Origin of the sequence: Rhodococcus sp. WB9, from assembly GCF_007558985.1 — a bacterium.
Lineage (GTDB): Bacteria > Actinomycetota > Actinomycetes > Mycobacteriales > Mycobacteriaceae > Rhodococcus_F > Rhodococcus_F opacus.
On the sequence record NZ_CP041769.1, the window covers coordinates 291,808 to 317,218 of the forward strand.

The window sequence follows — 25,411 nt, forward strand, 5'->3', positions numbered from 1 at the left end:
CGACCTCGCGCCACGGCGATATCGACCGGGTGTGAGGCGTGGCCGCCATGACGTGGGCGCTGCCCGCGATCGCCGTGGTCCTGCTCGGCTTCGCGGCGATCTCCCGGCGCGTTGCGGGCACGCCGATCACCGCCCCGATCGTCTTCACCGTCACCGGGCTCCTGCTCGGCGTGGAGGCGGCCGGCGTGGTCGACGTGCACGCAACCGCCGAGATCGTCAAACTGCTCGCCGAGGTGACCCTGGCGTTGGTGCTGTTCTCCGATGCTGCACACGTCGACCTGACCGAACTCCGCACCGAGATCTCCTTACCTGCACGACTTCTCGGTATCGGTCTGCCGCTGACCATCGCGGCCGGATTCGGTGCCGCCGCGATCGTGCTCGGCGATCTCGCCTGGCCCGAGGCGTTGCTGCTCGCGGTGATCCTCGCCCCCACCGACGCCGCGCTCGGTCAGGCCGTGGTTACCCTCCCCGTGCTACCGATGCGGATACGCCAGGGCTTGAACGTCGAAAGCGGCCTCAATGACGGTATCTGTGTGCCGTTGTTCCTGATAGTGCTCGCAATCGCGCAAGCTGAAGCGGGCGCGATCGGCGATGGTGCGGCCGCCCGTCTGGTCACCGAGCAGATCGGATACGGGGTCGTCGCCGGGGTCGTGGCAGGCGTACTCGCCGCCACGGTCCTGGTGACGGCCAGTCGGCGCCACGCCCTCGATCCGCTGTGGGCGCACACGGTGCCGGTGACCGCAGCACTGCTCGCCTACACCGCCGCTGTGCCTTTGGGCGGTTCCGGATTCATCGCCGCGTTCGTCGGCGGACTGACCTTCGGCGCACTCCGGCGCCGCGCCGACGTCGACGACGACGCCGGGCACATGATCGACGAGACCGGTGACCTGTTCAGCGCCGTGACCTTCATCGTCTTCGGCGCCGTGCTGCTCGGTCCCGCACTCGGTAGTCTCTCCTGGGCCGTGCTCGGGTACGCCGTCGTGAGCCTGACCGTCGTCCGGATGATCCCCGTCGCACTGTCCCTTGTCGGCACCCACCCACGCGCCCCGACCCTGGCCTTTCTCGGCTGGTTCGGGCCCCGCGGCCTCGCCACCATCGTCTTCGTCATCCTCATCCTCGAAGAACCGGGCGAGCTACCCCACGAAGAACTACTCGTGACCACCGCGGTGATCACGATCGCACTCTCCGTCCTGGCGCACGGACTCACCGCCGCCCCCCTCGCCGCCCGCTACGCCACCTGGGCGCGGGCCCACCCCCGGCCGGAGAACCGACCCGCCCCAGACACTCGAAGGTGATCCCCGCGCCCGCGCGGCCATCTCGATCAGTGCCAACTTCCTGGCTGCTCTGATTGCTCACAATTCACTTGAATAAACACGAGAAACAAAACGAACCTTCACGTGGAATGGCGTATTCAACGATCCATTGTTCAGATCAAGATGGACGGTTGTTAAATTTCAGAATGTGAGAATATCCGGGTTTGGTGAAACGTCCCGCGATCGCGAACGCGATAAATGGAGTAAGCGGCGATCGACGATCCCGTGGATTTTCATCACCAGGAGAGGAGTGAATTCAGATGGGTTCTGCAGGAATCGACTTCAACGTCGCGTTCGAGGCGTTCCTGAAGTGGCTGAGTGTCACTTTCGGCGGCGGCATCGGCCTCGGCTGACCGACGGAGCAATTCGGGACAGCGGTGGCCCGGCTCGCCTGGGGGCAGCCGGGCCGCCGCCCTGATCGGTAGGTATGTGTTTCGGCGGCGGCTCCACCTCGTCGCGAGGACTCGGGCGCACCAGCTCGCAACCTACGCGAAAGAGTCGACATCCCGCCCCAGGGGAGTAACCCGAAATTCGCTAGTGAATCGCGGGGCGGAATAATACGACCGCCACGGATATGCACATGAGACCTCGCGTGCGTTCATCGGGAATATTGACGCACCAGAGGCAGCCTGCATTTTCTTTTCTCCTCGAAGAATGCCTCGCTCGCGGCGTCCTCGACGAGGGATATGCGCGGTTCGAGACGGCGCCCGACGTTTCATGCCCCTCAATCACGATAGGTAGGTGGGGGCGGGCCCGCGACGGGTCCGAGCGGGGCCGCTAGCCACCGGTCGTAGATGCTCGTCCACGTGCCGTCTGCACGTAATCGGTCGAGGGTGCCGTTGACGAACCGCACCAGATCTTCCCTGCCCTTGTTTACACCGATCGCCCAGTGCTCTTCTGCCTCCAGCCGTGGCCCCACGATCTGGAGATTCCGGTCCTGGGAAGCGAGTCCGGCGAGGATCGAGTCGGAGGTGCTGGTCGCGTCGGCCTGCTTCTTCTGCATGGTGACCAGGCAGTCGTCCCAGTCGGGGACCGCGATGATCGTGGCGTCCGGCGCGACCCGTTGGACGGTGCCGAGCGACGTGGTGTCGATGAAGGTGCAGACCCGTTTTCCGGCCAGGTCCGCCGGTCCGGCGATGTCGGAACCCCGAGGGACCAGAATGCGTTGAAAGGCGCGGACATACTCGGTGGAGAAGCCGACAAGTTGTGCACGTTCACACGTGATCGAGAAGCCATGGACGACGACGTCTACGTCATTGTTCTCGAGTGCGGAGAACCGGCCGGCGGAGGTGAGCAGCCGGAACTCGATCTTGGTCGGATCGCCGAAGATGTCGCGGGCGATCTCCTTCGCCACATCGACGTCGAACCCCTGCAGGGTGCCCGTGGTCGGGTCTCGGAAGCTGAAGAGATTGGTGTTCTGGTCGACGCCGACGATCAACCGGCCCCGTCCCGCGATCTCGGCGAGTGATCCCCCGGGCGGCATCTGCCCGGGCGGGGGCTGCGGGCCGGGTCGCAGGCTCGCGAGCGCCCCGCACGACTCAGGGAGCGGCGGTTCAGGCGGCGGACTGTTCGTCGGCGGGATGATCTGTGCGCCTTCCGTCATCGGTCGTGCGGTGTAGGTGCTCGTGATGGGCGGGGTGAGAGGGTCGGGTGCGGCGCAGCCGGCGAGGACAGCGACGGCGAGAACGCCGACGAGGTGCCGGACACACCGTCTTGCCACCGGTCTCGAAAGCCTCACCTGTGTCATCAGTGGTACTCGTTCAATCGCGGCCAGATCCCCCCGCCGACGGCGAATCCGCAGGACACGCCAATAATCATGCTACCGACTGCCAGTGCCGACATCGACCGGTAGACGTCCGTCACCGCGCTGGCCTCGTCGTCGCGGAGTCGCTCGATCGCGTTCCTCAGGGACTCGTCCAGGGCGGCGAACTGCGTCGACGATGTGCCCGAGCCGGATCCGGCGGCGATCGCCGCAGCTGTCGGGTAGTCACCGCGCTCGAGGGCGCCCTCGATGTCCCGGTGCGCGGCCAGCCAGCCGTCGCGAGCCGTCACGGCGTCGCGGAGGTGTTGCTCGGCGGCGCGACCATGCGAGCTCTCCAGCTGCCGGGTGAGCTCGTCGGACAAGGCCTGGGAGTGCCGCGCGTAGTCGACTTCCGACTGGGTGTCGGACCCGCGTTGCAGGATGGCGAGAGTTTCGTCGGCGCGGGCCTGCTGCGCCAGGATGCGAGCGCGGGCAACCGCGTTGATGGGTTGCGTTCCTTCGGTTCTCGCGTGTTCACTCGCCGATGTCGACACCAGGCTTCCGGCGATCAGCCACAACAGAAGCCCGGCCATCAGCAGGGTGGCGACAGCGAGGCCGGGGTTGAACCGGCGCTTGCTCTTCCGGATGAGGTACAGCTGGGCGAGAACGAGGGCGACGAGGGCGGCCGCCGTCACCGTGAAGGCGGCCGCGGGCAGCTGGGCGGTGTGCGTCTGGGTTTCGGCGACCGCCTCGGCCTGATGGACGTAGAGTCGCTCCGCCAACGGGAGGATGGTGTCCTGCATGAGCGCGGACGCATCGGCCAGATACGCCACCCCGACCGGGTTGCCGGCCCGGTCGTTCGCCTGAGCCGTGGCCACGAGGTTGAAGTACTCGGCGAGGTCGCGCACCACGTCCGACAGCAGCGCCAGCGATCCGGCGTCCTGCGACGACACCCCGTTGGTCGCCGTGACCAGCGCGTTCGACGCGTCCCCGATCGCCTGGGTGAACTGCTCCGCGCCGGTAGACGACTCGACACCACCGCCACCGGAGATGAAGGACGTGATAGCGGCGGCATCGGCGATCGACAGCGAGCTGTAGAGGGCCTGGGCGGCGTTTGCCAGGGGCTCGGTGTGGGTGCGCAGTGTCTCGACGCGCTGTTGCCGCGCGCCGACCGCCGCCGAGGTGACCGCGCCCGCCGCGATGACCGCGGCGATGAGCGCGATCCCCAGCATGGACAGCCGTCCGGGCGTGGACGCGAAGAATTCGACCCACGGGCGGCGGCGGGCTACGGGCTCGACGAGCAGGTCCTCGTCGAGCGTGGGAGCTTCGGTGACGGCATGCTCGCCGCGGTGGAACATCCGGTCCTCCTGCACCGCCTCCGCGGTTCCGGTAAGAGCACCGATCCGGGCCGCGGGGCTGAGTTCAGTGTGCACCGACGGTGCCGATCGGCGCACCGACTCGGGACACCGACACCGTAGGAACCAGATTTCCGGTGACCGGGACGGCTGAGCCCGGTGGAACCGGGTACTCGCGCGGTATGAACAGGTGGGTGTGTTGCTCCGCGCTGTCGCTGTTGGTAGCCGGGCTCGTCGCGTTCGCGTCCGGAATGACGGCTCACTCGGCGCCGACGCCCGACAGGATCGATGAGGTGCCGGCGCGGACGGCGCTGTCGTTCATGCACAGCCCGAGCGGAACCCGCGTCGGGACGGCTAATCAGGGGGAAGCCAGGCCGGGATTGTCGATCGTGAAACTGTATGTAGCCGACTACCTGCTCCGGCACGGCGACGGCTCGCCCGAGGACCTCGCTCTCGGGCAGCGGATGATCCGTGACAGCGACGACAACGCAGCCTCGCAGGCGTACGCCAAGTACCCGCAGTCGATCGATGTGATCGCCGCCGAGTATCGGCTCACCAGTACCCGGGGATCCGGATTCTGGGGCGACGCGGTGACCAGCACCGCGGACACCGTGACGTTTCTCGAGGCGAAGAAGACCATCGATCCGGACAGCCAGATTCTGGAGTGGATGGCCACCGCGGCCCCCGCCGCCGCCGACGGAACCCATCAGAACTGGGGCACCGGGCGGCTGCCATCGGTGACCGGAACCAAATGGGGCTGGTCGGACTACGGGCCCAGTGTTGTCGCTTCTGCATCGTTCGGGCCTGATTTCTCGGTATCGGCCAACACGTACGGCACCGCCGAACAGCACACCAGCGACGTGCTCGGTGCCTTCGCGCAGGACCCGGTGTCACCCCCGCCGCAGGTGGCGCCAGATCCCATCCAGGATTTGATCGACCGTTACCTGCCCCCGGCGATTACACCACGATGATCGACAACCGGGGCTGCTCCCGAGGGAACAGCCCCGACCCGGTTGGTGGGGTGACGGCCTGGGTAATCGGGTCTCATGTTGCCGCCAACGGACGAAACACCGAACTCCGGATCCGGTCTCCCGACAGGACACCCGCCTGGTGGTGAGGTGCCGTCCTCCGACCCGCGTCCCCACGACGCGGGTTCCGGGGTGCCGTCGGACGTGGCGAGAGGCAAGGGGATCAAGCACACCCGTACCGGGGCCACCTGGACTGGTCTGGTCATCGGCATCCTCGTCCTGGTCCTGCTTCTCGTGTTCATCCTGCAGAACCTCGACAGTGTCGTTCTCGAACTGTTCGTCTGGGAGTTCACGGTCCCGCTCGGTGTCACCCTGCTGTTCGCGGCCATCGCGGGCGCGGTGATCATGGCGCTCGTCGGCGGTGTCCGGATCCTTCAGATCCGGCGGGCAGCGAACCGGCAACGGAAACTGACCACCTGACCGTTGCTCGTTTCCGTGTTCGCTCGATCGATGCGTCGACCGGTCAGGCCCTCGGCCGAGAGATTTCGAGTAGTCGACTACTCGGTTCAACTGTTGAATCTCCTCATACGGTCGGTCCTGTATCGCATTCGTGATTCGACGAAAGGACACCGAAATGGCTTGGTCGACAACCCCTCAGGGGCTTTTTCTCGCCGCTGGGCAGGCGAATCAATTCTCCTTCTCGTTTGGAGACATCTGGAAGGGGCCACAGTTGGCGACTGCGAGACTCGATGCCAGCCAGGGTGGTGGTGGCACGAAGATCCTGATGACGCAGTGGCAGGGCACCGCCGCCGCACCGGTGTTCGGCGGCCCCAGCAAGCAGTACTACGTGCTCGGCATTCACAACAGCTCCACTTCGGGCGTGTGGTTCCATCTGGAAGGAGGCGTCCTCGCATGACGACACAGGAATCACCACGGGTTTCCCAGATGCAGATCCTGGCGGACGAACAGGGCAGCATTCTCGCCGCTGTCCTGCGAACTGCGGACGTGGTGTCGGGCTCGGCATCGGGTGAGGACGTTCCGCCCCAGGTTTCGCTTGTTCCTTCGGAAGGCCAAGCGTTGCATGAGCTCTCTGTTCCCGGTGGACCGTCGGGGGACGAGATGTTCGAGTCGCTGGATCAGTGGATGGTTCGGGTCGACGCCGGCGTACCGGCGTTGGTGCGACGCGCGGGCGCGTAGTCGCTGGCCCGGAAAAGCCATCAAAATCACCTCGAGAGCCACTTTGTCAGCACAAACGATTGACTTCGCTCCCGGCGCGCAGCACTGTCGTAGAGACACACGCCGCCCGATCAGTTCCGGAGTCGATCTTGACCAACGTCAACCCCACCGAAATCGCAGTAGCCGTCGCCGGATTCGGCTGGATGGGCCGAGTGCACACGAACGCGTATCTCCGTCAGCGCCACCACTTCCCGGAAGCGCCGCCGATCCGTCTGGGCGCCGTCGCCGACGAGGTACCCGGCCGCGCCGAGGAGGCCGCCGCCCAATTCGGGTTCGGCGTAGCGCTGACCGACTGGCGTGACATCGCCTCCGACCAGAACATCGACGCAGTCAGCATCACCGCACCGAACTTCCTACACCGCGAGATCGGTGTCGCGATGGCCGAGGCGGGCAAGCACATCTGGATCGAGAAGCCGGTCGGGCTGTCATCCGAGGATGCGAAGGCAGTGGCCGCCGCCGTCGAGAAGGCGGGCGTTCAGTCGACCGTCGGATTCAACTACCGCAACGCACCCGCTGTCGCGATGGCGCACGACCTCATCGCGTCGGGCGAACTGGGCACCATCACGCACTCGCGATTCCGCTTCCTCAGCGACTACGCCGCGCATCCGGACGGGGCGCTGAGCTGGCGTTACGAGAACGCGCGCGGTGGGTCGGGCGTTCTGGGAGACCTTGCCTCGCACGGTGTCGACCTGGTCCGGTACCTGCTCGGCAACATCGACGCAGTCGTGGCCGACACCGCGATCTTCATCCCCCAGCGCGCTGTCCCGACGGGTGCCACCAGCGGGCATGCGCGCGCGACGGGCGGCAAATTGGGGCCGGTGGAGAACGACGACTTCGTCAGCGCGCTGGTTCGCCTGTCGTCCGGCGGACGGGTAACGCTGGACGCAAGTCGCGTGGCCGTCGGCGAGCAGAACAACTACGGGTTCGAAATCCACGGCACCAAGGGTGCGGTGTACTGGGACTTCCGCCGGATGAACGAACTCGGAACGAGCCTCGGGAGCAAATACCAGGACCAGTCGATCACCACGGTGTGGGTGGGCCCCGACGCCGGAGCGTATGCCCGTTTCCAGCCGGGTTCCGCGTCCTCGATGAGCTACGACGACCTCAAGGTCATCGAGGGGAACAACTTCATCGCCTCGATCGTCGACGGAAAGCCCCGGGGCGCAACGATCGCCGACGCCGTGGCCGCGGCCGACACTCTCGACGCCATCACGGCATCGGTCGCATCCCGTGGGTGGGTCGACGTGCGCTGATCCGATCCGCAGAGCCAGGTCCCGGAGTTACGCTTTATCGATTAGCGGGTCAATTCCCGTAGGCGCCTTTCTCCGCGGAGGTTGGTATGAAGACCACACCGTTCGGCTTGGGCTTTGCGATTCTCGCGTTGGCAATTTCGGCGGTCGCCTGTTCCTCGGGCAGTTCCTCTGACTCCGAAGACAATTGCGTGCGCGCGACAGACAGTGAACTGGATGCGCTCTTCACGAGTTGGAATGACGCACTGGAAAGCGGTGACGCGAGCAGGGTCGCCGCGTTGTACCGGCCGGATGCGGTGCTGCTGCCGACCCTGTCGGTGCCTATCGCCGACACTCCGGAGGAGATAACGGAGTATTTCGTCAACCTGATCAAGGCCGATCCCATCGCCCGCATGGAGGAAAGTGTCAAGTATTCGGATTGCAACCTCGCCTACAACGTGGGCCGCTGGGTCATCAACGCCAACGGTCAAGATGTGGCGGCAAGGGTGACGTGGGTCTATCGGTACGAAGACGGAAAGTGGCTGATTGCCAACCACCATTCGTCGGTGAACCCCTAGCCGTGACCGCCGGTCGACCGTGAGGTCGTCCGGCGGTCACGGGGAACCACCCGTCTAGGACGCCTTGGCTTTTCGGCCTGCGACGTAGACCTCGGAGATGGACGTGTCGCGTATCCCCATCAGCAACGCGAACAGGGTCTGATCGCGGGCCAGATCGGGATCGGCGGCGCGAACGGCGTTGCGCAGCAGGCCGTCGAGCGCAGGCGTGCCGGACGGGTCGACGACGACGAAGTCGGCTTCCTTACCCACGTCGAAATTGCCGAACCGGTTCTCCATGTCCAGTGCCCGGGCGCCGCCGAGGGTGCCGACGAACAGCATCTCGGCCGGATGCATTGACACCCCGTCGTCACCGGCCTCGGTGATGTGCACCTTGAACGCGTCGCCGAGCACCCGGGGAATCAGCCATTCGTCGCCGCCGCCGAAATCGGTTCCCACCGAGATGTTGACGCCCGACGCGACGGTGCGCTTCCACGGCATCGTTCCGGATCCCAGGAACAGCTGCGAGATCGGGCAGTGCGAGACGGACGTGCCGGTCTCGGCCATCCGTTCGAGCTCGACATCCTGACAGTGCACGCAGTGCGCGAGGATGGTGCGTCGGCCCAGCAGGCTCTTCCCGCCCACTTCCGAGCCGGGCAGGAACTTCCCGTCGTACGTGTCCAGGTATGAATTCACCTGATAGGTCTCTTTGGTCGAGTCGACCTCGCCGGTGCCGGGCCGATTGTTCTCGTTGAGGTGCGAGTGCACGTACACCCCGCGGTCCCGGACCTCTTCGTAGAGTTCTCCGAGATTTTTCAGGGTCTCGGGGGTCACCGACAGCGAGAACCGCGGGATGATTGCCACGTGCAGCAACGCCGTGGCGACATCGCCGGTGTCGGCGCCGTGCCATTTCTCGATCTCCTCGCGGGTGAGCCGGATCGCGTCCTCTTCGGAGGTCATCAGCGGCTGAGCGGTTTCGCCGCCGACGGTCTGAATTCCGCGGCCGCTGACGATCCGCAGACCGGCCTTCTGCGTCTCGGTGAACAACGCGTCCTGCGCATGTGGGAACGCCGACCCGAACACCATGGCGGCCGTGGTGCCCGCGGAGATGCGCCGGTTGGTGAACTCGACGGCCGCCTGCTGCGCGAACTCCGGGTCGGCGAACTTCGTCTCCGACGGGAACATGCACAGGGTCAGCCATTCCAGCAGCTGGCCGCCGCCGTAGGAGTCGCCGGCGTAGGTCTGCGGGAAGTGGATGTGGGTGTCGACGAACCCAGGCAGCAGAAAGCCGGGCCTGTGGTCGTGCACGGTGCCGGACTCGTATTCCGACGGGATCTCGGCTCTGTCACCGCAGAACACGATTCGCCCGCCGTCGTCCAGCACCAGGGCGCCGTCGGGAATCGATACCAGGGCGGCCGCGGCTTCGGTCACTTTCGGTGTGCCGGCGATGTGGAAGATGTGTCCGAGATGGGTGTGCGTGGCCATGCGATGAACTCCCGTCGAGTGGTAACGGATCATGCCTTCTGCAATGAACTTCGGCGGCTGGACGAAGCCCAGCCGAGTAGCACCTGTGCGGCCGTGCCGCACCCACGATGAGATAACAGCCCGTACTCACAATGCCACCGATCAGACCCGGGTCGCGGCCGAACAGGCCAAGCGCCCGCGGCAAATCACTGCCGGCTCGGTGCTACTGCGGGGGTGTGCGGTCGTCGACGAATCGACGGATGACCTTGTCCCAGCCCAATGACTCGAGAAGTTCCGCGGCGGTGGCCCGCGACGTGAGCGGCCGGAGCACGTCGATGTCGAGGTCGCCGCTGGTGCCCAGGACGTCGTCGAGGCGCAGGCAGTCGACGTACCCGTGATCCGTCAGGGTTCGACGTGGCCGTCCCAGTCCGCGGTGTCGGCGTACGGCCCGCCGAGACGCAGCTTCCCGCTGCGGTGGATCATCACGTACCGCGGAACCACCTGCATCGTCTCGTTGGCAGTCGCCAGGGTCACCTCGGGGTCGGCGGCGGGATCTGCGCCCGCGAGCCGGCGCTCGTAGGACGCCGTCTTGACCGTTGCGACCTCGACCAGCGCCCGCACGTAGACCCATCGCGCCCGCTCGATCGAGCCCGCCCACGCCGATTCCTCGTCTGCGCAGGAGAAGACGTTCTCGGCCGGGGTTCGTATCAGCAGCCGCGTCCCCACCCGTTCGTGATCGACAACCAGGTCTCCGTCGACGACGAGTTCGTCGTCGTACTCGCGGACCCCGGTGATCGTCGCCACCGCGAGCACCTCGTCGTCCGGCGCGGTGACGAACAGTTCACGCCCGGACCGGACGCTGTCGGCATCACCGGGAAACGGGCCACGACCTCTGGCGAACGCTTCGGGCTGGGTCAAGGCGGCGCGAAACCCGGTCTCGGTCATCCCCAACGGATGATCGCGCACCTCTCGCAGGTTGCCGAGCCGAACCCTCGACACCACAGGTCGATCCTCCCCGTTTCATCTCCGGCGCACCGCCGGGTGATCCTATGATAATAGCTGTTGACCTGCGGTGATGCCTCATCAGCGTAACCACGGCTTCCCCAGTAGGGTCGCAGTATCGATACGACCGACCGAGGGGGACCGGTGACGGGTTCTGCGTCCGAAAAAATCGTCTCGCCCGCATCACGCGCGTTCTGGGACCGAAGTTTCGCGGGCCATCGCGCGATGTTCGAGGAGCTTCGTCAGCGAACGCCGATCGAGTTCCACGCGGAAACAGCCGGTCCGGGCTTCTGGTCGGTCGTCGGATACGACGACGTGGTCGCGGTCAGCCGGAACCCGGAGGTCTTCTCCTCGGCCAAGGGCTTCACCATCGACGACGTCCCGGCCGAGATCCTCGAGTTCGCCATGTCGATGATCGCCATGGACGACCCCCGGCACCGGCGTCTGCGCGGCATCGTGCAATCGGCGTTCACCGCGGCGTCGGTGCGGGGCATCGCCGAGCGAGTGCGCGGCTACGCTGCGCAGATCGCCGCGGACCTTCCCCGAGATGCCGAGTTCGACTTCGTTCCCGACGTTGCGACCCGGTTGCCGGTGCAGGTGATCTGCGAGCTGCTGGGGATCCCGGAGAGCGACCGGCCGATGATCCTGGCCGCGGCGGCCGACGTCATCGCCGGAGGTGGTGATCAGGAGTTCGTCACCGCACCCGGCGGAGCGGCCGGCCTGGGCCAGATCTACGGGTACGCCCTCGAACTGGGTGAGAGGCGCAAGACGGATCCCGGCGAGGATCTGACGTCCCGGCTGGTGTCGACGGTGGTCGACGGCGAGACCCTCACACCGACCGAGTTCGGTTCGTTCGTCATCCTGCTGATCACGGCCGGTTTCGAGACCACCCGGCAAGCGTTGGCCTGGGCGCTGCATCTGCTCACCGAGCACCCCGACCAGAGAGAATTGCTGCTCGCCGATTTCGCCGGCCACATCGACGACACGATCGACGAGGTGATCCGCTTCGCCTCCCCGGTGCCCTACATGCGGCGCACCGCGACCGTCGACACCGAGCTCGGCGGCGCCCACATCGCGGCGGGGGACAAGGTCGTCCTGTGGTACCTGTCCGCGAACCACGACGGACGCATCTTCGACGGTCCGGGCCGGTTCGACATCACCCGGGCGAACGCCGGCAAGCATCTCGGTTTCGGTGCGAAGGACATTCACCACTGCCTGGGTATGAACCTCGCACGGCTGGAGCTGCGCGTCATGCTCGAAGAACTCTTCACCGCCCACCCCGCACTCCACGCGGTGGGTGAACCGGCGCTGCTGCTCTCCGCGTTCATCAGCGGCATCGCCGCACTGCCGGCCCGGACACGTGACGGACGGTGAGGTTCACGCAGGCCGACGCCCGGAAATCATGACGAGTGGCATCTCGGCGATGCGGGAGACGTGCTCGTCGACGAGATCGAGTCGGCTCGCGAGATCACGCGCCTCGTCGAGACTGATGGAGCGACCGGCGATCCAGGTGTGGAAGATCGCGAGATTGATGCTGCCGAGGACGCGCGGCGCCTTGTAGTTCTCGACGAACTTTTCGGCGTCCTCGAAACTCGTGCTGCGGTCCGCATCGGTGATCAGCAGCGGGCCACCCGGTTTGAGGACACGCACGCACTCGGCGAGTCCGGCCTCGCGCGACGACCAGTGCTTGATGGAGCCGTAGCTGATCACACCGTCGAATGTCTGGTCGGGGAAGTCGAGCCGCGTGGCGTCGCCGACGTCGAACCGGACCCGGTGGCCGTAGTGACGCATGCGTTTGGTGGCGCGCTTGATCTGGGCTTCCGACAGATCGAGGCCGAGAATGTGCACGTCGGGGCGCTGGTCGGCGATGTAGTTCGTGAACAGTGCCCCGCCCGATCCGACGTCCAGAATGCGGGCGTTCGGTGGGAGATGCGGCAGAAAGTACTCGTCGATGACGTGGCGTGAGCGGTAGACGGCCGGGGCCACGATGGTCTCGTACATCCAGGCGTGAGCCGGCGTGTAGATCGCGGTGATGGGGTCGAACGGTGCCATCGGCATGGTCGCGCTCCTCGTTGATATCCGTGTTCCCACGGCCCTCGAACCGTGCGGGTCGACTTCCCGTTCTCGATTCGAGATTAACGGGTGTGCGGTCTGTTTTGCACCGATCACCGCGTGCGTGAGGAGGCTGATCAGGGGTGATGACGGGGTCGGTCCCGGTGCAGACCTTTCCTGCGAGCGTGAATCCGGAAAACGCGTCACTATTCCGGACTCCGAAAATCCAAACATAGACACAGCGTCCATTTATAGATACTGTCGCCAGCATTGGCTCCTGTGATTCGGACCACACGCATTGCAGGGTGACTCGTCGAGAGGACGCAGATGGCACTGGACGTCTCCACCACGCACACGCTGACGGCCGGCAGGCGGACCCGGGGGAAGAACCTGGGTCTGCTCACGGCCTCGACCGCGATGGACAACGCCGAGAACAGCATCACCACGGTCTTGTTCCCGCTGATGCGGGAGGCGTTGGGGCTCTCGTCGTCGGCGCTCGGCGTCATCGTGGCGGTGTCCAAGGCGGTGGGCATCTTCGCCGCGGTTCCGTGGGTCTTCCTCGCCAAACGGTTCTCGCGCCGGGCCGTGCTTGCGACGTGTTCGGGCTTCTGGGGTGTGTGGGTGATCCTGGCGGGCCTGTCGAGCAGTTTCACCCAGTTCGTCATCCTGTACGGCATCGCGGCTGCAGGCTTCGCGGGCGCGGGGCCCATCGCTCTCGAGATCATGGGCGATCTCTACGACGACAGACGGCGCGGCCGGGCCACCGGGATGCTGTACGGCGGCGTCGCCATCATCACCGGCGTGAGCGCCCCGCTGTTCGGTCAGCTGTCGGGGTTCGACGACGGCTGGCGGTACGGCTACGTCCTCTCCGGCTGTATGTGCATTCTGATCGGTGTTCTCGTCGTCGTGTTTCTCGACGACACACGGCCCGGCGGGGGCGAGAACAGGGCCGGCGGTGCGGCAATGAAAGCGGAGGAGAAGGCGCAGAACGTCGTCGCCGGTGTGCGGGAGCTGCTGCGCATCAAGACGTTCCGTTACATCCTGGTGCAGCGGCTGTTCTCGGGGCAGAACGTGATCATGAGTTTCGGCATCGTGTTCCTGGTGGAGGAGCGGGGATTCTCGACGGCCACCGCAGCGATCGTCGCTACGCCGTTCGCGATCGGGTACCTGCTCGGAACCGTGGTCGGCGGCCGTCTCAACGACGCCGTCCACCGCCGGTGGCCCGCGAGTGGACGGGTGATGATGCTGCAGGCCAGTCAGTTGGCTTTCGCGGCAGCGGTATTCGTCGAGCTGCAGATGGCGACGTCGTCGATCGGATTCTTCGTCGCGATCTTCGCGGTGGTCGGGTTCCTGCAAGGGCAGGTGCCGGTGGTCAACCGTCCGCTGATCATGGCGGTGGTGCGCCCGGAACAGCGGGCCCTGGCCTTCGCTGTGTCGGTGTCGACGGTGGAGGCGCTCGCATACGCGGGATATGCGCTGCTGGTCGGCTATCTGGGCGAAGCGATCGGGTTGCAGGGAGCGCTCCTGCTCGTGACCGTGGCGCTCACCGTCGTCAACGGGTTGTGCTCCGGCCTGCTGTACCGGCCGTACGCACGAGACAGTGCCGCGGTGCGCGACTATCCGGTGGCGCCGTCGTCCTACGAGGGTGAGCCGTCGAAGCCGGATGCCCAGTAGCGTCCACGCAGCGACAGCTCCAGCAACATTTCGGTCACGGCTTCCGGTGTGAGCGGTGGTGGATCGGATTCGAGCCACCACTGCAGCACCGTCACCTGCTCGCCCACCCACGCCCGCGACAGCACCTCCATGTCGATGCGGGGTGTGACCCCGTTCGCGTCGGATCGGGCCGAGAAGATCTGGGCGGCAAGGGCAGTCCGTTCGTCGACGAATCGGCGCAGTGCGCGCCCGTCGCCCTCGCCGCGCAGTACGACGCGGTAGGCGTCGCGTTCCTCGGCGGCGTGCCGGAACATTTCGAGCACCGGCTTGCCGGTGAACCCCACCGAGGAGTCGGACACGAGGGGCCGCAGCCGCTCCTTCAGGTCCTCGCCGAGGTCGGCGACGATCTGGCCGAGCAGTTCGTCCTTGTCCGTGTAGTGCGTGTAGAACGTCGCGCGGCCGACGTCGGCACGTTCGGTGACGTCTTCCACGGTGACTGCGGAATATCCCCGTTCGAGCACGAGCGAGACGAGTGCGTCACGCAGCAGCCGCTTGGTGCGGCGCACACGCCGGTCTTCGGTGGCCACGGTGACTTCCGCCCTTCGTCTCACGTCAGCAGTCCCGTCAGCATAGTGCACCCTTGACATCGCGCCCGATGCTGGACACTATGTCCAATAACGATCAACACGTCGATCTTGGAGACTGTATGAATCTCGGTACCTACCTCACCCGGAGCGCGAAGTTCCGGCCGGACAGCGAGGCCGTGGTGTGCGGCGACAGTCGCCTGACCTACCGGGAACTCGACGACTCGACCAACCGTCTCGCCTCCGCGCTGATGCGCACCGGCCTCGGGATCGGCGACGCGGTGGCCACTTTCGCCGGCAACTGCGGAGAACTCGTCGTGACCGAGATGGCCGTGTGCAAGGCGGGATTCGTGCGCGTTCCCGTCAACGCGCGCCTGGGAGCCGACGAACTCGGCCACGTCCTGCGCGACGCGAACGTCAAGACGCTCTTCGTCGACCCCGCGCACGCCGACGTCGCGTTGAAGGTCGTCGCGGATCTGGGCCTCGACATCGCCGTCTACGACTACGGGAACAGCGCACCCGGTGCGGACCGGTACGCGGATCTCCTCGCCGACGGACTCGGCGATCCCGTCGCCGTCGACGTCACCGAAGGCGCGCCCGCCGTCCTCAACTACACGTCCGGGTCCACCGGAAAACTCAAGGCCGCCGTGCAGACGTACGGAAACCGACTGGCCAACATGCGCAAACGCTTGATGAGCCCGACCGGCGCGCCCACCGACACGGACCGGTATCTCGCCCCGGGACCGATCACCCACGCCTCCGGAATGATGATGCTCGGCGTGCTCGCCCGCGGCGGCGCGGTCGTCGTCCTGCCTGCCTTCGACACCGAGTTGTTCCTACGAACCATCGAGAAGGAACGCATCACCACCACCTTCGTCGTTCCGACGATGCTGAACATGCTGATGGACCATCCGGCCGCGAACGACGTCGACCTGTCGAGCTTGCGGTGCGTCGGCGTCGGCGGCGCCCCGGTCTCACCGCAACGGCTACGCGACGCCGTCGCGATGTTCGGCCCCGTCGTCATGCAGGGATACGGTCTCGGGGAGACGACGAGTGGCATCACCGTGCTCACCTACGACGACGTCGTGCGAGGCGTCGAATCGGATCCGGAACTGCTGATGTCGTGCGGGCGCCCGGTATTCGACACCGAGGTTCGCGTGGTGGACGACGCAGGCAACGAACTGCCGGCAGGCGGGATCGGCGAGATCGTCGCGCGCGGCCCCGACTGTGTGCGCGAGTACTGGCACGAGCCGGCGCTGAGCGCGGAGACGTTCGTCGAGGGCTGGGTCCACACCGGGGATGTCGGGTACTTCCGCCACGACGGATATCTGTTCATCGTCGACCGCAAGAAGGACATGATCATCTCGGGCGGGTTCAACATCTACTGCAGCGAGGTGGAAGCCGCGCTGTACGAGCACCCGGCCGTGTCCGGCGCGTGCGTCGTCGGGGTTCCCGACGAGAAGTGGGGGGAGGCAGTCAAAGCCGTCGTCGTCACGCGGACCCCGGTGACCGAGGACGAGCTGATCGAGCACTGCGCCGAACGCCTCGCGCGAATGAAGAAGCCCCGCTCGATCGACTTCGTCGACAGCCTTCCCGTCAACCGCAACGGCAAGATCGACCGCAAGTCGGTGCGCGAATGCTACTGGGCGCAGGCCGCCCGCCACGTCAACTGAAAGCAGAGCCTCCGATGACCTTCACCCTGAACCCCACTTACGACGACAACCCTCGCCTGCACGACCTCGTCGCACGGCTGCGTGACTACCTGGACGGCGAACTCGCCGACTACGAACGCGAACTCGGCCTCACCTCCGGGAGTGTGTACACCCGCGAGACGCTCGAGCCGGTGTGGCGACGTAGCCGCGACCTCGGCTTCTACGGTGTCAGCCTGCCCGCGGACCTCGGCGGCGCGGGACTGTCGTTCACCGAACTCGCCGCCCTGAAGGAAGAAGTGGGCGCGTCACCGCGGGTCCTGTCGACCTCGGTACTCGGCGACATGGGCGGACCGCTGCGGGTGGGCAGCATCTTCCAGTACGCCACCGAGTACCAGATCGAGAAGTACCTGCTCCCCGTCACGCGCGGCGAGCGCGCGTGCTGCTTCTCGCTCACGGAGAACGACGCCGGCTCCGACGTGCGCGGCATGCTCACCACCGCCACCCCGGACGGCGACGGGTGGCGCCTGACCGGGCACAAGGTGTTCTCCACCGCCGGACCGTTCGCGGACTTCTCCATCCTCATCGCGAAGATGGCAGACGACGACGACGGCGGCCCGCATTACTCCGCGTTCCTCGTCGACCTGGACACCCCGGGATGCACGGTGCAGCAGGGCGAGACCCCGATGTCGGGCCAGCACATCGAGTCCGACATCGTTCTCGACGACTGCTATGTCGGACCGGAACAGTTGCTCGGTGAGGCGGGGCAGGGTCTGAAGATCGGGCTCGGTCGCGTCACGGTCAACCGGCTCCTGCATTGCCCGACGGCGCTGGGCGGTGCACGCCGAGCCCTGGAGTTGTCCGTCGGCTACGCCGGCAGCAGACAGGTGCAGGGCGCGCCGCTCGGCATGCTGCAGAGCATCCAGCACCGGCTGGCGGACATGGCAACCGACTACTACGCGGCTCGGTCGATGACCTACGACGCACTCGCCGCGCTCGACCGGGGCGAGCGGCCGCGGATCGAAGCCTTCATGTGCAAGCTGTTCGTGGCGGAGAAGGCGTTCGCGATCGCCGATGCCGCCGTGCAGATCCACGGCAAATCGGGTGTCGTCCGCGGCCGCGAGGTGGAATCGCTGTTCCAGCGTCTGCGGATGTTCCGGATCCTCACCGGATCCTCCGAGATCCAGAAGAACGGCATCGCCCGATTCCTTCTGCTCCCGTGAGCGCCGACACGGAGACGGAGCCGGACTACCGATTCACGCTCGCCAACGAACGGACCTTCCTGGCCTGGATCCGTACCGCGCTCGCTCTTCTCGCGGGCGGGGTCGCGGTCAGCCAGTTCTACCTGCCGCGAGGCGGATCCGAGTTCCACGACACGCTGGGTGCGGTCTGCATCCTGCTGGCCGCGCTCGTCGCGGTCGGTGCGCTGCTGCGGTGGCGGTCCGTGCAGTCCGCGATGCGCCGGGCCGTGCCGCTACCGGCATCGCGTCTGGCCCCGGCCGTGGTCGCGGGTGTGTGTCTCGCTGCCGCGCTCGGCGTCGTCTGGGCGGCGACGTGACCGCGCCGCCACCGGGGTTGCAGGCCGAACGTACGGTGCTGGCGTGGGGCCGCACGTTACCTGCGGTCTGCCTGTGCCTCGCCGCAGTCGTCCGTTCCTCGATCGCCCACCCGCACCTCGCGCACGTCGTTGCGGTGGCCGGAGCCTGCGGCGCTGCCGCGGCGGTGGGAGCGGGTGCCGTGACGCGGCAGCGCCGATACCGCCGGCGCGCCGACGACCCCCGCCCACTCGGCCTCCTGCTTCCCGCCGCTGTCAGCCTCGCCGTTTTCGCGACGGCAGGCGCCGCCCTTGCCGCACCGGCCTGAAACTCGATGTTCCCCAGCACGTGTCCCGATCCGACAGAGGAGATCCGCTGTGTCGCAATTGCCACTCGCAGAACTGAAATGGACGCTCGGATTCACCGACCCGGCGCAGGTCCGCCGGCAGGCGACGGCCGTCGGCGAGACCGGTCCCACGCGTCGAGTGTGGCGCGGCGACGGTCCGCGCCGGGAACTGCCGGAGCAGTTGCAGGACCTCTCACGGCTCGCCGTCGAGTCCGGAGGCGGGGGAGCGAGCACGCTGTACCAGTTCCTCGTCGACTCGCATTCGGACGGGATGATCGTGCTGCACCGCGGCGCGGTCGTCTACGAGCAGTACCTGCACGGCCTCCGTCGTCAGGACCTGCACCTGACTGCGTCGATGGCCAAGGCGTTCATCGGCCTGCTCGCCGGATGCTCGAGGACCAGGGCTTGTTCACGCGGGACGATCAGGTCTTCACATACGTTCCCGAGTTGGCGGGAACGGCGTTCGGTGACGCTACTATTCGTCATCTGCTCGACATGACGACACAGGTGGCCTACGGGGGACGAAAGTTCCATCGTGAGGTCGAGGCACACCGGTGGTGGGCAGTCGTGGCCCCCGGGATGCGGCCCGACGGATACGACGGCCCGACCACCCTGCTCGACCGATTGAAAACGGCCCGCGCGACCGGCCCGTACGGCGAGGTCTTCCACTACGAGAACGGATGCTGCGAGGCGATGGGCGCGCTGATCAGCCGCGTCACCGGCGCGACCGTCTCGGACCTGATGAGCGAGTTGATCTGGTCGAAGATCGGTGCCGACGAGGACGCCCGGTACATCCTCGACGCCGCCGGCGTCGAAACCGCATGCGGAGGCTACGCGGCCACCCTCCGGGACATCGCCAAGGTGGGGGAGATGCTTCGCTGCGGCGGCGCTCTCGGCGACCGCCAGATCGTCCCGGCGTCGGTGGTGCGTGCGATCAGCACCGTCCCCGAGGGAGCGACCGCTCAGGTGCGGTTGCCGCGAGCGTCGGCGAATTCGCCTGCCACGATGAGCTACCGGGACTACTGGTGGATCCTCAACGATCCGTTCGACTCCTTCATGGCGAGTGGAATCCACGGCCAGCGGTTGTTCGTCTCCCGCGAACTCGACCTCGTCGTCGCACATTTCGGATCGCAGATCATCTCCTCGTGCGTTGCGACACCACCGTTCCCGGAGGTGTTCACCCGGCTCGGGAGGCAATTGTCGATGGCGGGTGTCTGATGTAAACGAACACCCTTGCCACGACGCCCTCGACACCTCCCGCTGACGGATTGCGCACCTGACGGACGTGCCGGGGCGGCGGACGCACTTACTCTGGGCGGACAACGGCCTCGGACGGGCACTCTGCCGAGTGCCCGTCCACAGCATGACATCTGGACTGTGACCAGAGAGCGTCAGCCGTTACGACGGGATGACGTTCCAGATGATCGGGACCTGATCGGTGGGCATGTTCTCGGCCCTGCGTTCCTGACGCTGGTCGCGTTGCCGATCGCGGGTCCGATCGTCGTTGCCGCCGGGGATGTCGCGGCCGGTGTCAGGGGCGGCCACTGCGGCGACCAGGTGTTCCGCGGCCGGGGCAACCGCGCCCGCGACGCCGACGGGAAGGACACCGAGTGCGGCTGCAGCCACCACCACGGTCACGATCCGCTTCCGCAGCGAGCCGCGGTGGGTGCGTCGGTCGTCTTGGTGCGAATGTGTGGCGTTCATGGTCTGAATTCCTGTCCGAGTGCCGCGAACCCGACGTTCACGGCTACTCGAATGGTGTCCGCCAGGGCGCGAAACGTTACACCCCGCCGGACATTATTTGCGGTGAGTTCTCCGCCGCTAGCGCCAGTCGCGGAACGCGGCGAGCAGGCGGTCCCGCAACGCCGGATCGAGCTCGTCCGGGGGGAGCGCGCCGAGGGTGTGCACCGTCTGCTCGATCTGTTCGAGATAGGTGGCGCAGCCCGGGCATTCGCCCAGATGGGTTTCGAATCGGACTCGGGCATCGGGATCCATGTCATCCTCGAGGTAGGCCGTGACGAGTTCGACGAGGTCCTGGCAGTCCATATCTCACGCTCCCGTTCCAAGATAGTCCTCGAGGGCCTGGCGCACGTGTGCGCGACCCCGATGCAGCAGCACCCGCTGGTTCGCCGGGGTGATCGACAGCATCGCGGACACTTCCCCGGCGTCGTAGCCGAGGACGTCACGCAGAACGACCACGATCCGCTGGCGGTCGGGTAGGTGCTCGAGCTCGCGGCCGGCGACGTCGAGGACCTCCGCACCGAGGACCGACCCTTCGGGGGTCTCCGGCCAGCTGGTCGGCGGTGTCGCCCAGTGGTGTGGATCCTCCGGGGAGGATGCCGGCAGGAACCGGGCCGGGTCCACGGAGGCGCTGCCCGTGTAGGCGGCCAGTGCGGCGTCGACATCGTGCCGGTCCCGCACTCCCCGTTTCTTGGCGATGTTGACGAGTATCCGGAACAGCCAGGTACGGAGGGTGGAGCGGCCTTCGAATCGGTCGATGCCCTGGAGGACGGCGATCCAGGTTTCCTGTACGACGTCCTCCGCGACCTCGGCGCTGGCCACGTACCCTCGCGCCACGCGCAGCATCATCGGTGTGTGCAGGTCGACCAGTTCGACGAACGCCGACTCGTCGCGTGCACGTAAAGAGTCGACGAGGCACTGCTCGTGCGAGGTATCGATCTCCGTCATCCGCTCCTCCTCGGTGATCGAGGCGCTCCGGAAGCGTGGCCGCGTGACACGGCCGGATGACATCCAACCCTACTGATCTCGACGGCAGCCGTCGATCAGGCCGCATCCGGGCGCGCGGTGGTAGGGCCGAACGGCCCTGTCTCGGCTTCGCGGCGCGAGGAAGACTCGATGCGGAGGGGTGGCGGGCCGCGGCGACGCGGAAACGGTCGCCGCGGCCCGGGTGCCCCAGGAAACGACTGCACCTGGCAATTCGGGAAGGGCGACGCATGGATTTTCGGCGAACTCCGCTGGCGCGTTCGGAGAATTACTGGGAGCAGCTGGGTTCAGTGGAAGCTCGCCACGTGGACGGAGCCGAGCAGGACCGGCCGCCGGCCCCGGATGAACAGGTCTCGCTCGTCGACCACTGTCGAGGTGCAACGCCCGACCCGGCGTGAGGAGGGTGAGCGCGGAGAGAAACGCTAGGCAACTCCGGTGCGACGTGGCACGATTTCGTGTGTGACGAGCAGTACCGCTGAGAACCAGCGCCTACGCGACCTCGCGCTGCTGCGCCGCGTCCGTGACCGGATCGATCGAGAGCACGCGCAACCGCTGGACGTCGAGTCGCTCGCCCGTGGCGTGAACATGTCGGCCGGGCACCTCAGCCGCCAGTTCCGGCTCGCGTACGGCGAGTCTCCGTATTCGTACCTGATGACGCGGCGCATCGAGCGGGCGATGGCGCTGCTGCGTCGCGGCGACCTCAGCGTCACCGAGGTCTGCTTCGCGGTCGGCTGCTCGTCTCTGGGCACCTTCAGCACACGGTTCACCGAGCTGACCGGAGTCCCGCCCAGCACCTACCGGCGCCAGGAGGCGGACGCGACGGCGGGCATTCCGTCGTGCGTGGCGAAACAGGTCACCAGACCGATCAGGAATCGAGAAGCGCAGGTCGCTGATTCGTAATTATCGTGATCCCATGGACATCACAATTCACCAGACCTACCTCCCGCAGGACGACCCGGACGCCGCGTTGGCCTTCTATCGCGACACTCTCGGCTTCGAGGTCCGCAACGACGTCGGCTACAACGGGATGCGCTGGATCACGGTCGGCCCGGCCGACCAGCCCGGCACGTCCATCGTCCTGCATCCGCCGGCCGCCGACCCCGGCATCACCGACGACGAGCGCCGCACCATCACCGAGATGATGGCCAAGGGCACCTACGCAGCGATCAACCTGGCCACCAGGAATCTCGACGGCGTCTTCGAGAAACTGCAGGCCAGCGACTCCGCGGAGGTCGTCCAGGAGCCGACCGAGCAGCCGTACGGAGTCCGTGACTGCGCCTTCCGCGATCCCGCGGGCAACATGGTTCGCATCCAGGAACTGCGCTGATCGACGCCGACGGAGACCGCGAAGGCGGCTCCGCCCAACAGAGGGAGACACGATGAGCACGGCCACGAAGGCGGGTACGACGGGGCGAGCGAAGCGACGGGAAGATTCAGGGTCGCCGGATCTGCACCTTGCCGACAGTCACGATCTCATCCGCGTGCACGGCGCGCGCGAGAACAACCTCAAGGACATCAGTGTCGAGCTCCCGAAGCGCCGGCTGACGGTGTTCACCGGTGTCTCCGGCTCGGGCAAGAGCTCGCTGGTGTTCGCCACGATCGCCGCGGAGTCGCAGCGGATGATCAACGAGACCTACAGCGCCTTCGTGCAGGGCTTCATGCCCACACTGGCGCGACCCGACGTCGACGTTCTCGACGGGCTGACGACGGCGATCATCGTCGACCAGGAGCGGATGGGCTCGAACCCCCGCTCCACCGTGGGCACCGCCACCGACGCCAACGCGATGCTCCGCATCCTGTTCAGCCGGCTCGGGAAGCCGCACATCGGCTCACCCCAGGCGTTCTCCTTCAACGTCGCGTCGATCTCCGGCGCGGGTGCGGTCACCATCGAGCGCGGTGGCCAGCAGACGAAGGAGCGGCGGAGCTTCAGCATCACCGGCGGCATGTGTCCGCGATGCGAGGGCCGGGGCGCGGTCACCGACTTCGACCTGACGGCGCTGTACGACGACAGCAAGTCGCTGAACGAGGGCGCGCTGACGATCCCCGGTTACAGCATGGAGGGCTGGTACGGCCGCATCTTCCGGGGCTGCGGCTACTTCGACCCGGACAAGCCGATCGCGAAGTTCACCAAGAAGCAGTTGCAGGACCTGCTCTACAAGGAGCCGACCAAGATCAAGGTCGAGGGCGTCAACGTGACGTACGAGGGTCTGATCCCGAAGATCCAGAAGTCGTTCCTGGCCAAGGACGTCGACGCCATGCAGCCGCACATCCGCGCGTTCGTGGAGCGGGCGATCACGTTCGCCACCTGCCCCGACTGCGACGGCACCCGACTCAGCGAGGGGGCGCGATCGTCGAAGATCAAGGGGAAGAGCATCGCCGACGTCTGCACGATGCAGATCAGCGACCTCGCCGACTGGGTCCGGGACCTGAAGGAGCCGTCGGTGGCGCCGCTACTCAGTGGGCTGCAACATCTCCTCGACTCGTTCACGGAGATCGGGTTGGGGTACCTCTCACTCGACCGGCCGTCGGGCACCCTGTCCGGAGGAGAGGCGCAGCGCACGAAGATGATCCGGCATCTCGGTTCGTCGCTCACCGACGTCACCTACGTCTTCGACGAGCCGACCATCGGCCTGCACCCGCACGACATCCAGAGGATGAACGGCCTGCTGCTGCAGTTACGCGACAAGGGCAACACGGTGCTGGTCGTGGAGCACAAGCCGGAGGCGATCGCGATCGCCGACCACGTCGTCGACCTCGGACCGCGCGCCGGCACCGAGGGTGGCCAGGTGGTGTTCGAGGGCACCGTCGAGGGTCTGCGGTCCAGTGACACGCTCACCGGGCGGCACCTGGACGACCGCGCGTCGCTGAAGCAGTCGGTGCGCACACCGTCGGGCGCGCTCGAGGTGCGAGGCGCAGACAGCCACAACCTGCGCGGCGTCGACGTCGACATCCCACTCGGCATGCTGGTGGTCGTGACCGGTGTGGCGGGTTCGGGCAAGAGCTCGCTGATCCACGGTTCGGTGTCCGGGCGGGACGGCGTGGTGTCGATCGACCAGGGCGCGATCAAAGGCTCCCGGCGAAGCAACCCGGCGACCTACACCGGATTGCTCGAGCCGATCCGCAAGGCGTTCGCGAAGGCCAACGGCGTGAAGCCGGCACTTTTCAGCTCCAATTCCGAGGGTGCCTGCCCCACGTGCAACGGCGCCGGTGTCATCTACACCGACCTGGGCGTGATGGCCACCGTCGAATCGCCGTGCGAGGAGTGCGAGGGGAAGCGGTTCCAGGCCGAGGTGCTCGAGTACACGCTGGGCGGCCGGAATATCGCCGAAGTGCTCGCGATGCCGGTGGCCGAGGCCGAGGAGTTCTTCGGTTCCGGCGAGGCACGGATCCCGGCGGCTCACAAGATTCTGCAGCGGCTCGCCGACGTCGGGCTCGGCTACCTGAGCGTCGGACAGCCGCTGACCACGCTGTCCGGCGGCGAACGGCAGCGGCTCAAGCTGGCCACCGCGATGGCCGACAAGGGCGACACCTACGTCCTCGACGAGCCGACCACCGGCCTGCACCTCGCCGACGTCGAACAGCTGCTCGGGCTGCTCGACCGGCTCGTCGACTCCGGTAAATCGGTCATCGTCATCGAGCATCACCAGGCGGTCATGGCGCACGCCGACTGGATCATCGACCTCGGCCCGGGCGCCGGCCACGACGGCGGCCGGATCGTGTTCGAGGGCAGGCCGGAGGATCTGGTGTCTGCCCGCTCCACCCTCACCGGCGAGCACCTCGCCGCCTACGTCGGCACCTGATCGAGGCGAGCGTCGAGGTCGGCCCCCGGTTGCCACGGCAGCCGGGGGTTTCCTCGTTCGGTGCCACACCTGGTCGCAGCGCAACTGTGACGCCCGCCACCCGGATTGTGCCGAACCGAGACGTGCTGTGCCGATCTGAGACGTCGCCACCCTCCACCCGGCCATAACGTCACGTTCGATCAGTGACCACAGACACGACAGGAGAG

26 protein-coding genes and 1 pseudogene are annotated in these 25,411 nt (G+C 66.6%); 18 read left to right on the top strand and 9 right to left on the bottom strand.

Annotated elements, in window-relative coordinates:
• The first annotated feature begins 47 nt into the window (after window positions 1-47).
• On the top strand, window positions 48-1,295 hold the full coding sequence (locus tag FND50_RS01375; RefSeq protein WP_144288950.1) for a sodium:proton antiporter: 1,248 nt from the start codon (window positions 48-50) through the stop codon (window positions 1,293-1,295).
• A 742-nt stretch (window positions 1,296-2,037) separates the two neighbouring features.
• On the opposite strand, the gene FND50_RS01380 is transcribed toward FND50_RS01375, so the two are convergent.
• Both FND50_RS01380 and FND50_RS01385 read right to left on the bottom strand, forming a co-directional pair.
• On the bottom strand, window positions 2,038-3,060 hold the full coding sequence (locus FND50_RS01380; protein WP_144284499.1) for a glutamate ABC transporter substrate-binding protein: 1,023 nt from the start codon (window positions 3,058-3,060) through the stop codon (window positions 2,038-2,040).
• Window positions 3,060-4,508, bottom strand: a complete 1,449-nt coding sequence (locus tag FND50_RS01385) for a hypothetical protein (RefSeq protein ID WP_144284500.1) — start codon at window positions 4,506-4,508, stop codon at window positions 3,060-3,062. The genes FND50_RS01380 and FND50_RS01385 overlap by 1 nt, the downstream gene beginning before the upstream one ends.
• Before the next feature lie 83 nt (window positions 4,509-4,591).
• Between FND50_RS01385 and FND50_RS01390 the strand changes: the two genes are divergently transcribed.
• The 6 genes from FND50_RS01390 to FND50_RS01415 all read left to right on the top strand — a co-directional run bounded on the left by FND50_RS01390 (window position 4,592) and on the right by FND50_RS01415 (window position 8,420).
• Window positions 4,592-5,380: a hypothetical protein gene (locus FND50_RS01390; protein ID WP_144284501.1), complete on the top strand. Its 789-nt coding sequence runs from the start codon at window positions 4,592-4,594 to the stop codon at window positions 5,378-5,380.
• 75 nt (window positions 5,381-5,455) lie between these two features.
• On the top strand, window positions 5,456-5,857 hold the full coding sequence (locus FND50_RS01395; protein ID WP_037205170.1) for a lipopolysaccharide assembly LapA domain-containing protein: 402 nt from the start codon (window positions 5,456-5,458) through the stop codon (window positions 5,855-5,857).
• A 250-nt stretch (window positions 5,858-6,107) separates the two neighbouring features.
• Complete coding sequence (locus tag FND50_RS01400; RefSeq protein ID WP_260850866.1) at window positions 6,108-6,293, top strand: hypothetical protein; 186 nt, start codon at window positions 6,108-6,110, stop codon at window positions 6,291-6,293.
• Entirely contained in the window at window positions 6,290-6,574 is a 285-nt protein-coding gene (locus FND50_RS01405) for a hypothetical protein (protein WP_144284503.1), read from the top strand. The genes FND50_RS01400 and FND50_RS01405 overlap by 4 nt, the downstream gene beginning before the upstream one ends.
• 128 nt (window positions 6,575-6,702) lie before the next feature.
• Complete coding sequence (locus FND50_RS01410) at window positions 6,703-7,866, top strand: Gfo/Idh/MocA family protein (protein ID WP_144284504.1); 1,164 nt, start codon at window positions 6,703-6,705, stop codon at window positions 7,864-7,866.
• Between the two features lie 86 nt (window positions 7,867-7,952).
• A complete protein-coding gene (locus tag FND50_RS01415; protein WP_144284505.1) occupies window positions 7,953-8,420 on the top strand; it encodes an SgcJ/EcaC family oxidoreductase in 468 nt (155 codons plus the stop codon).
• A gap of 54 nt (window positions 8,421-8,474) precedes the next feature.
• Here FND50_RS01415 and FND50_RS01420 read toward each other — a convergent pair whose 3' ends face one another.
• Complete coding sequence (locus FND50_RS01420; protein WP_144284506.1) at window positions 8,475-9,881, bottom strand: guanine deaminase; 1,407 nt, start codon at window positions 9,879-9,881, stop codon at window positions 8,475-8,477.
• A gap of 202 nt (window positions 9,882-10,083) precedes the next feature.
• A pseudogene (locus FND50_RS01425) lies at window positions 10,084-10,862 on the bottom strand (hypothetical protein).
• A gap of 144 nt (window positions 10,863-11,006) precedes the next feature.
• Here FND50_RS01425 and FND50_RS01430 point away from each other — a divergent pair.
• A complete protein-coding gene (locus FND50_RS01430) occupies window positions 11,007-12,236 on the top strand; it encodes a cytochrome P450 (RefSeq protein WP_144284507.1) in 1,230 nt (409 codons plus the stop codon).
• Window positions 12,237-12,239: 3 nt separating this feature from the next.
• Here the strand turns inward: FND50_RS01430 and FND50_RS01435 are convergent, their stop codons facing one another.
• Complete coding sequence (locus tag FND50_RS01435) at window positions 12,240-12,920, bottom strand: class I SAM-dependent methyltransferase (protein ID WP_144284508.1); 681 nt, start codon at window positions 12,918-12,920, stop codon at window positions 12,240-12,242.
• Between the two features lie 321 nt (window positions 12,921-13,241).
• Here FND50_RS01435 and FND50_RS01440 point away from each other — a divergent pair, with 321 nt between their 5' ends.
• Window positions 13,242-14,588 (top strand): MFS transporter, encoded by a 1,347-nt coding sequence (locus FND50_RS01440; RefSeq protein ID WP_144284509.1) that lies wholly within the window; start codon window positions 13,242-13,244, stop codon window positions 14,586-14,588.
• On the opposite strand, the gene FND50_RS01445 is transcribed toward FND50_RS01440, so the two are convergent.
• Complete coding sequence (locus tag FND50_RS01445; protein WP_005566148.1) at window positions 14,552-15,154, bottom strand: TetR/AcrR family transcriptional regulator; 603 nt, start codon at window positions 15,152-15,154, stop codon at window positions 14,552-14,554. The genes FND50_RS01440 and FND50_RS01445 overlap by 37 nt on opposite strands.
• 119 nt (window positions 15,155-15,273) lie before the next feature.
• Here FND50_RS01445 and FND50_RS01450 point away from each other — a divergent pair, with 119 nt between their 5' ends.
• The 6 genes from FND50_RS01450 to FND50_RS01470 are packed head-to-tail and all read left to right on the top strand — an operon-like array spanning window position 15,274 to window position 19,899.
• On the top strand, window positions 15,274-16,824 hold the full coding sequence (locus FND50_RS01450) for a long-chain fatty acid--CoA ligase (protein WP_144284510.1): 1,551 nt from the start codon (window positions 15,274-15,276) through the stop codon (window positions 16,822-16,824).
• Between the two features lie 14 nt (window positions 16,825-16,838).
• On the top strand, window positions 16,839-18,023 hold the full coding sequence (locus tag FND50_RS01455; RefSeq protein ID WP_144284511.1) for an acyl-CoA dehydrogenase family protein: 1,185 nt from the start codon (window positions 16,839-16,841) through the stop codon (window positions 18,021-18,023).
• Complete coding sequence (locus FND50_RS01460; protein ID WP_144284512.1) at window positions 18,020-18,358, top strand: YidH family protein; 339 nt, start codon at window positions 18,020-18,022, stop codon at window positions 18,356-18,358. The genes FND50_RS01455 and FND50_RS01460 overlap by 4 nt, the downstream gene beginning before the upstream one ends.
• The gene (locus FND50_RS01465) at window positions 18,355-18,663 is read left to right on the top strand and encodes a DUF202 domain-containing protein (RefSeq protein ID WP_144284513.1); all 309 of its coding nucleotides are present in this window, start codon (window positions 18,355-18,357) and stop codon (window positions 18,661-18,663) included. The genes FND50_RS01460 and FND50_RS01465 overlap by 4 nt, the downstream gene beginning before the upstream one ends.
• 49 nt (window positions 18,664-18,712) lie before the next feature.
• The gene (locus tag FND50_RS36585) at window positions 18,713-19,180 is read left to right on the top strand and encodes a hypothetical protein (protein WP_260850867.1); all 468 of its coding nucleotides are present in this window, start codon (window positions 18,713-18,715) and stop codon (window positions 19,178-19,180) included.
• Window positions 19,069-19,899 (top strand): serine hydrolase, encoded by an 831-nt coding sequence (locus FND50_RS01470; protein WP_260850868.1) that lies wholly within the window; start codon window positions 19,069-19,071, stop codon window positions 19,897-19,899. Before FND50_RS36585 ends, FND50_RS01470 begins: the two co-directional genes overlap by 112 nt.
• A 180-nt stretch (window positions 19,900-20,079) precedes the next feature.
• On the opposite strand, the gene FND50_RS01475 is transcribed toward FND50_RS01470, so the two are convergent.
• From FND50_RS01475 to FND50_RS01485, 3 genes are all read right to left on the bottom strand, one after another.
• On the bottom strand, window positions 20,080-20,385 hold the full coding sequence (locus tag FND50_RS01475) for a hypothetical protein (protein ID WP_144284514.1): 306 nt from the start codon (window positions 20,383-20,385) through the stop codon (window positions 20,080-20,082).
• 117 nt (window positions 20,386-20,502) lie between these two features.
• Window positions 20,503-20,727, bottom strand: coding sequence for an anti-sigma factor (locus FND50_RS01480; protein ID WP_005260758.1), 225 nt, complete (start codon window positions 20,725-20,727; stop codon window positions 20,503-20,505).
• Between the two features lie 3 nt (window positions 20,728-20,730).
• Window positions 20,731-21,432, bottom strand: coding sequence for an RNA polymerase sigma factor (locus tag FND50_RS01485; protein WP_144284515.1), 702 nt, complete (start codon window positions 21,430-21,432; stop codon window positions 20,731-20,733).
• A 432-nt stretch (window positions 21,433-21,864) separates the two neighbouring features.
• On the opposite strand from FND50_RS01485, the gene FND50_RS01490 reads away from it, so the two are divergent.
• From FND50_RS01490 to FND50_RS01500, 3 genes are read left to right on the top strand one after another with little or no spacing between them, the layout of a single operon-like run.
• Window positions 21,865-22,305 carry a helix-turn-helix transcriptional regulator gene (locus FND50_RS01490; protein ID WP_005260757.1) on the top strand — a complete coding sequence of 147 codons (441 nt, stop codon included), beginning with the start codon at window positions 21,865-21,867 and terminating at the stop codon, window positions 22,303-22,305.
• A gap of 13 nt (window positions 22,306-22,318) precedes the next feature.
• The gene (locus FND50_RS01495) at window positions 22,319-22,732 is read left to right on the top strand and encodes a VOC family protein (protein WP_005260756.1); all 414 of its coding nucleotides are present in this window, start codon (window positions 22,319-22,321) and stop codon (window positions 22,730-22,732) included.
• A gap of 52 nt (window positions 22,733-22,784) precedes the next feature.
• The gene (locus FND50_RS01500; protein WP_144284516.1) at window positions 22,785-25,205 is read left to right on the top strand and encodes an excinuclease ABC subunit UvrA; all 2,421 of its coding nucleotides are present in this window, start codon (window positions 22,785-22,787) and stop codon (window positions 25,203-25,205) included.
• Window positions 25,206-25,411: the final 206 nt, after the last annotated feature.

Coding starts and splice junctions, on each gene's coding strand:
- FND50_RS01375 (WP_144288950.1), top strand. CDS start 48: ATGACGTGGGCGCTGCCCGCGATCGCCGTGGTCCTGCTCGGCTTCGCG.
- FND50_RS01380 (WP_144284499.1), bottom strand. CDS start 3,060: ATGACACAGGTGAGGCTTTCGAGACCGGTGGCAAGACGGTGTGTCCGG.
- FND50_RS01390 (WP_144284501.1), top strand. CDS start 4,592: ATGAACAGGTGGGTGTGTTGCTCCGCGCTGTCGCTGTTGGTAGCCGGG.
- FND50_RS01395 (WP_037205170.1), top strand. CDS start 5,456: ATGTTGCCGCCAACGGACGAAACACCGAACTCCGGATCCGGTCTCCCG.
- FND50_RS01405 (WP_144284503.1), top strand. CDS start 6,290: ATGACGACACAGGAATCACCACGGGTTTCCCAGATGCAGATCCTGGCG.
- FND50_RS01415 (WP_144284505.1), top strand. CDS start 7,953: ATGAAGACCACACCGTTCGGCTTGGGCTTTGCGATTCTCGCGTTGGCA.
- FND50_RS01420 (WP_144284506.1), bottom strand. CDS start 9,881: ATGGCCACGCACACCCATCTCGGACACATCTTCCACATCGCCGGCACA.
- FND50_RS01435 (WP_144284508.1), bottom strand. CDS start 12,920: ATGCCGATGGCACCGTTCGACCCCATCACCGCGATCTACACGCCGGCT.
- FND50_RS01440 (WP_144284509.1), top strand. CDS start 13,242: ATGGCACTGGACGTCTCCACCACGCACACGCTGACGGCCGGCAGGCGG.
- FND50_RS01450 (WP_144284510.1), top strand. CDS start 15,274: ATGAATCTCGGTACCTACCTCACCCGGAGCGCGAAGTTCCGGCCGGAC.
- FND50_RS01455 (WP_144284511.1), top strand. CDS start 16,839: ATGACCTTCACCCTGAACCCCACTTACGACGACAACCCTCGCCTGCAC.
- FND50_RS01470 (WP_260850868.1), top strand. CDS start 19,069: ATGCTCGAGGACCAGGGCTTGTTCACGCGGGACGATCAGGTCTTCACA.
- FND50_RS01475 (WP_144284514.1), bottom strand. CDS start 20,385: ATGAACGCCACACATTCGCACCAAGACGACCGACGCACCCACCGCGGC.
- FND50_RS01480 (WP_005260758.1), bottom strand. CDS start 20,727: ATGGACTGCCAGGACCTCGTCGAACTCGTCACGGCCTACCTCGAGGAT.
- FND50_RS01485 (WP_144284515.1), bottom strand. CDS start 21,432: ATGTCATCCGGCCGTGTCACGCGGCCACGCTTCCGGAGCGCCTCGATC.
- FND50_RS01495 (WP_005260756.1), top strand. CDS start 22,319: ATGGACATCACAATTCACCAGACCTACCTCCCGCAGGACGACCCGGAC.
- FND50_RS01500 (WP_144284516.1), top strand. CDS start 22,785: ATGAGCACGGCCACGAAGGCGGGTACGACGGGGCGAGCGAAGCGACGG.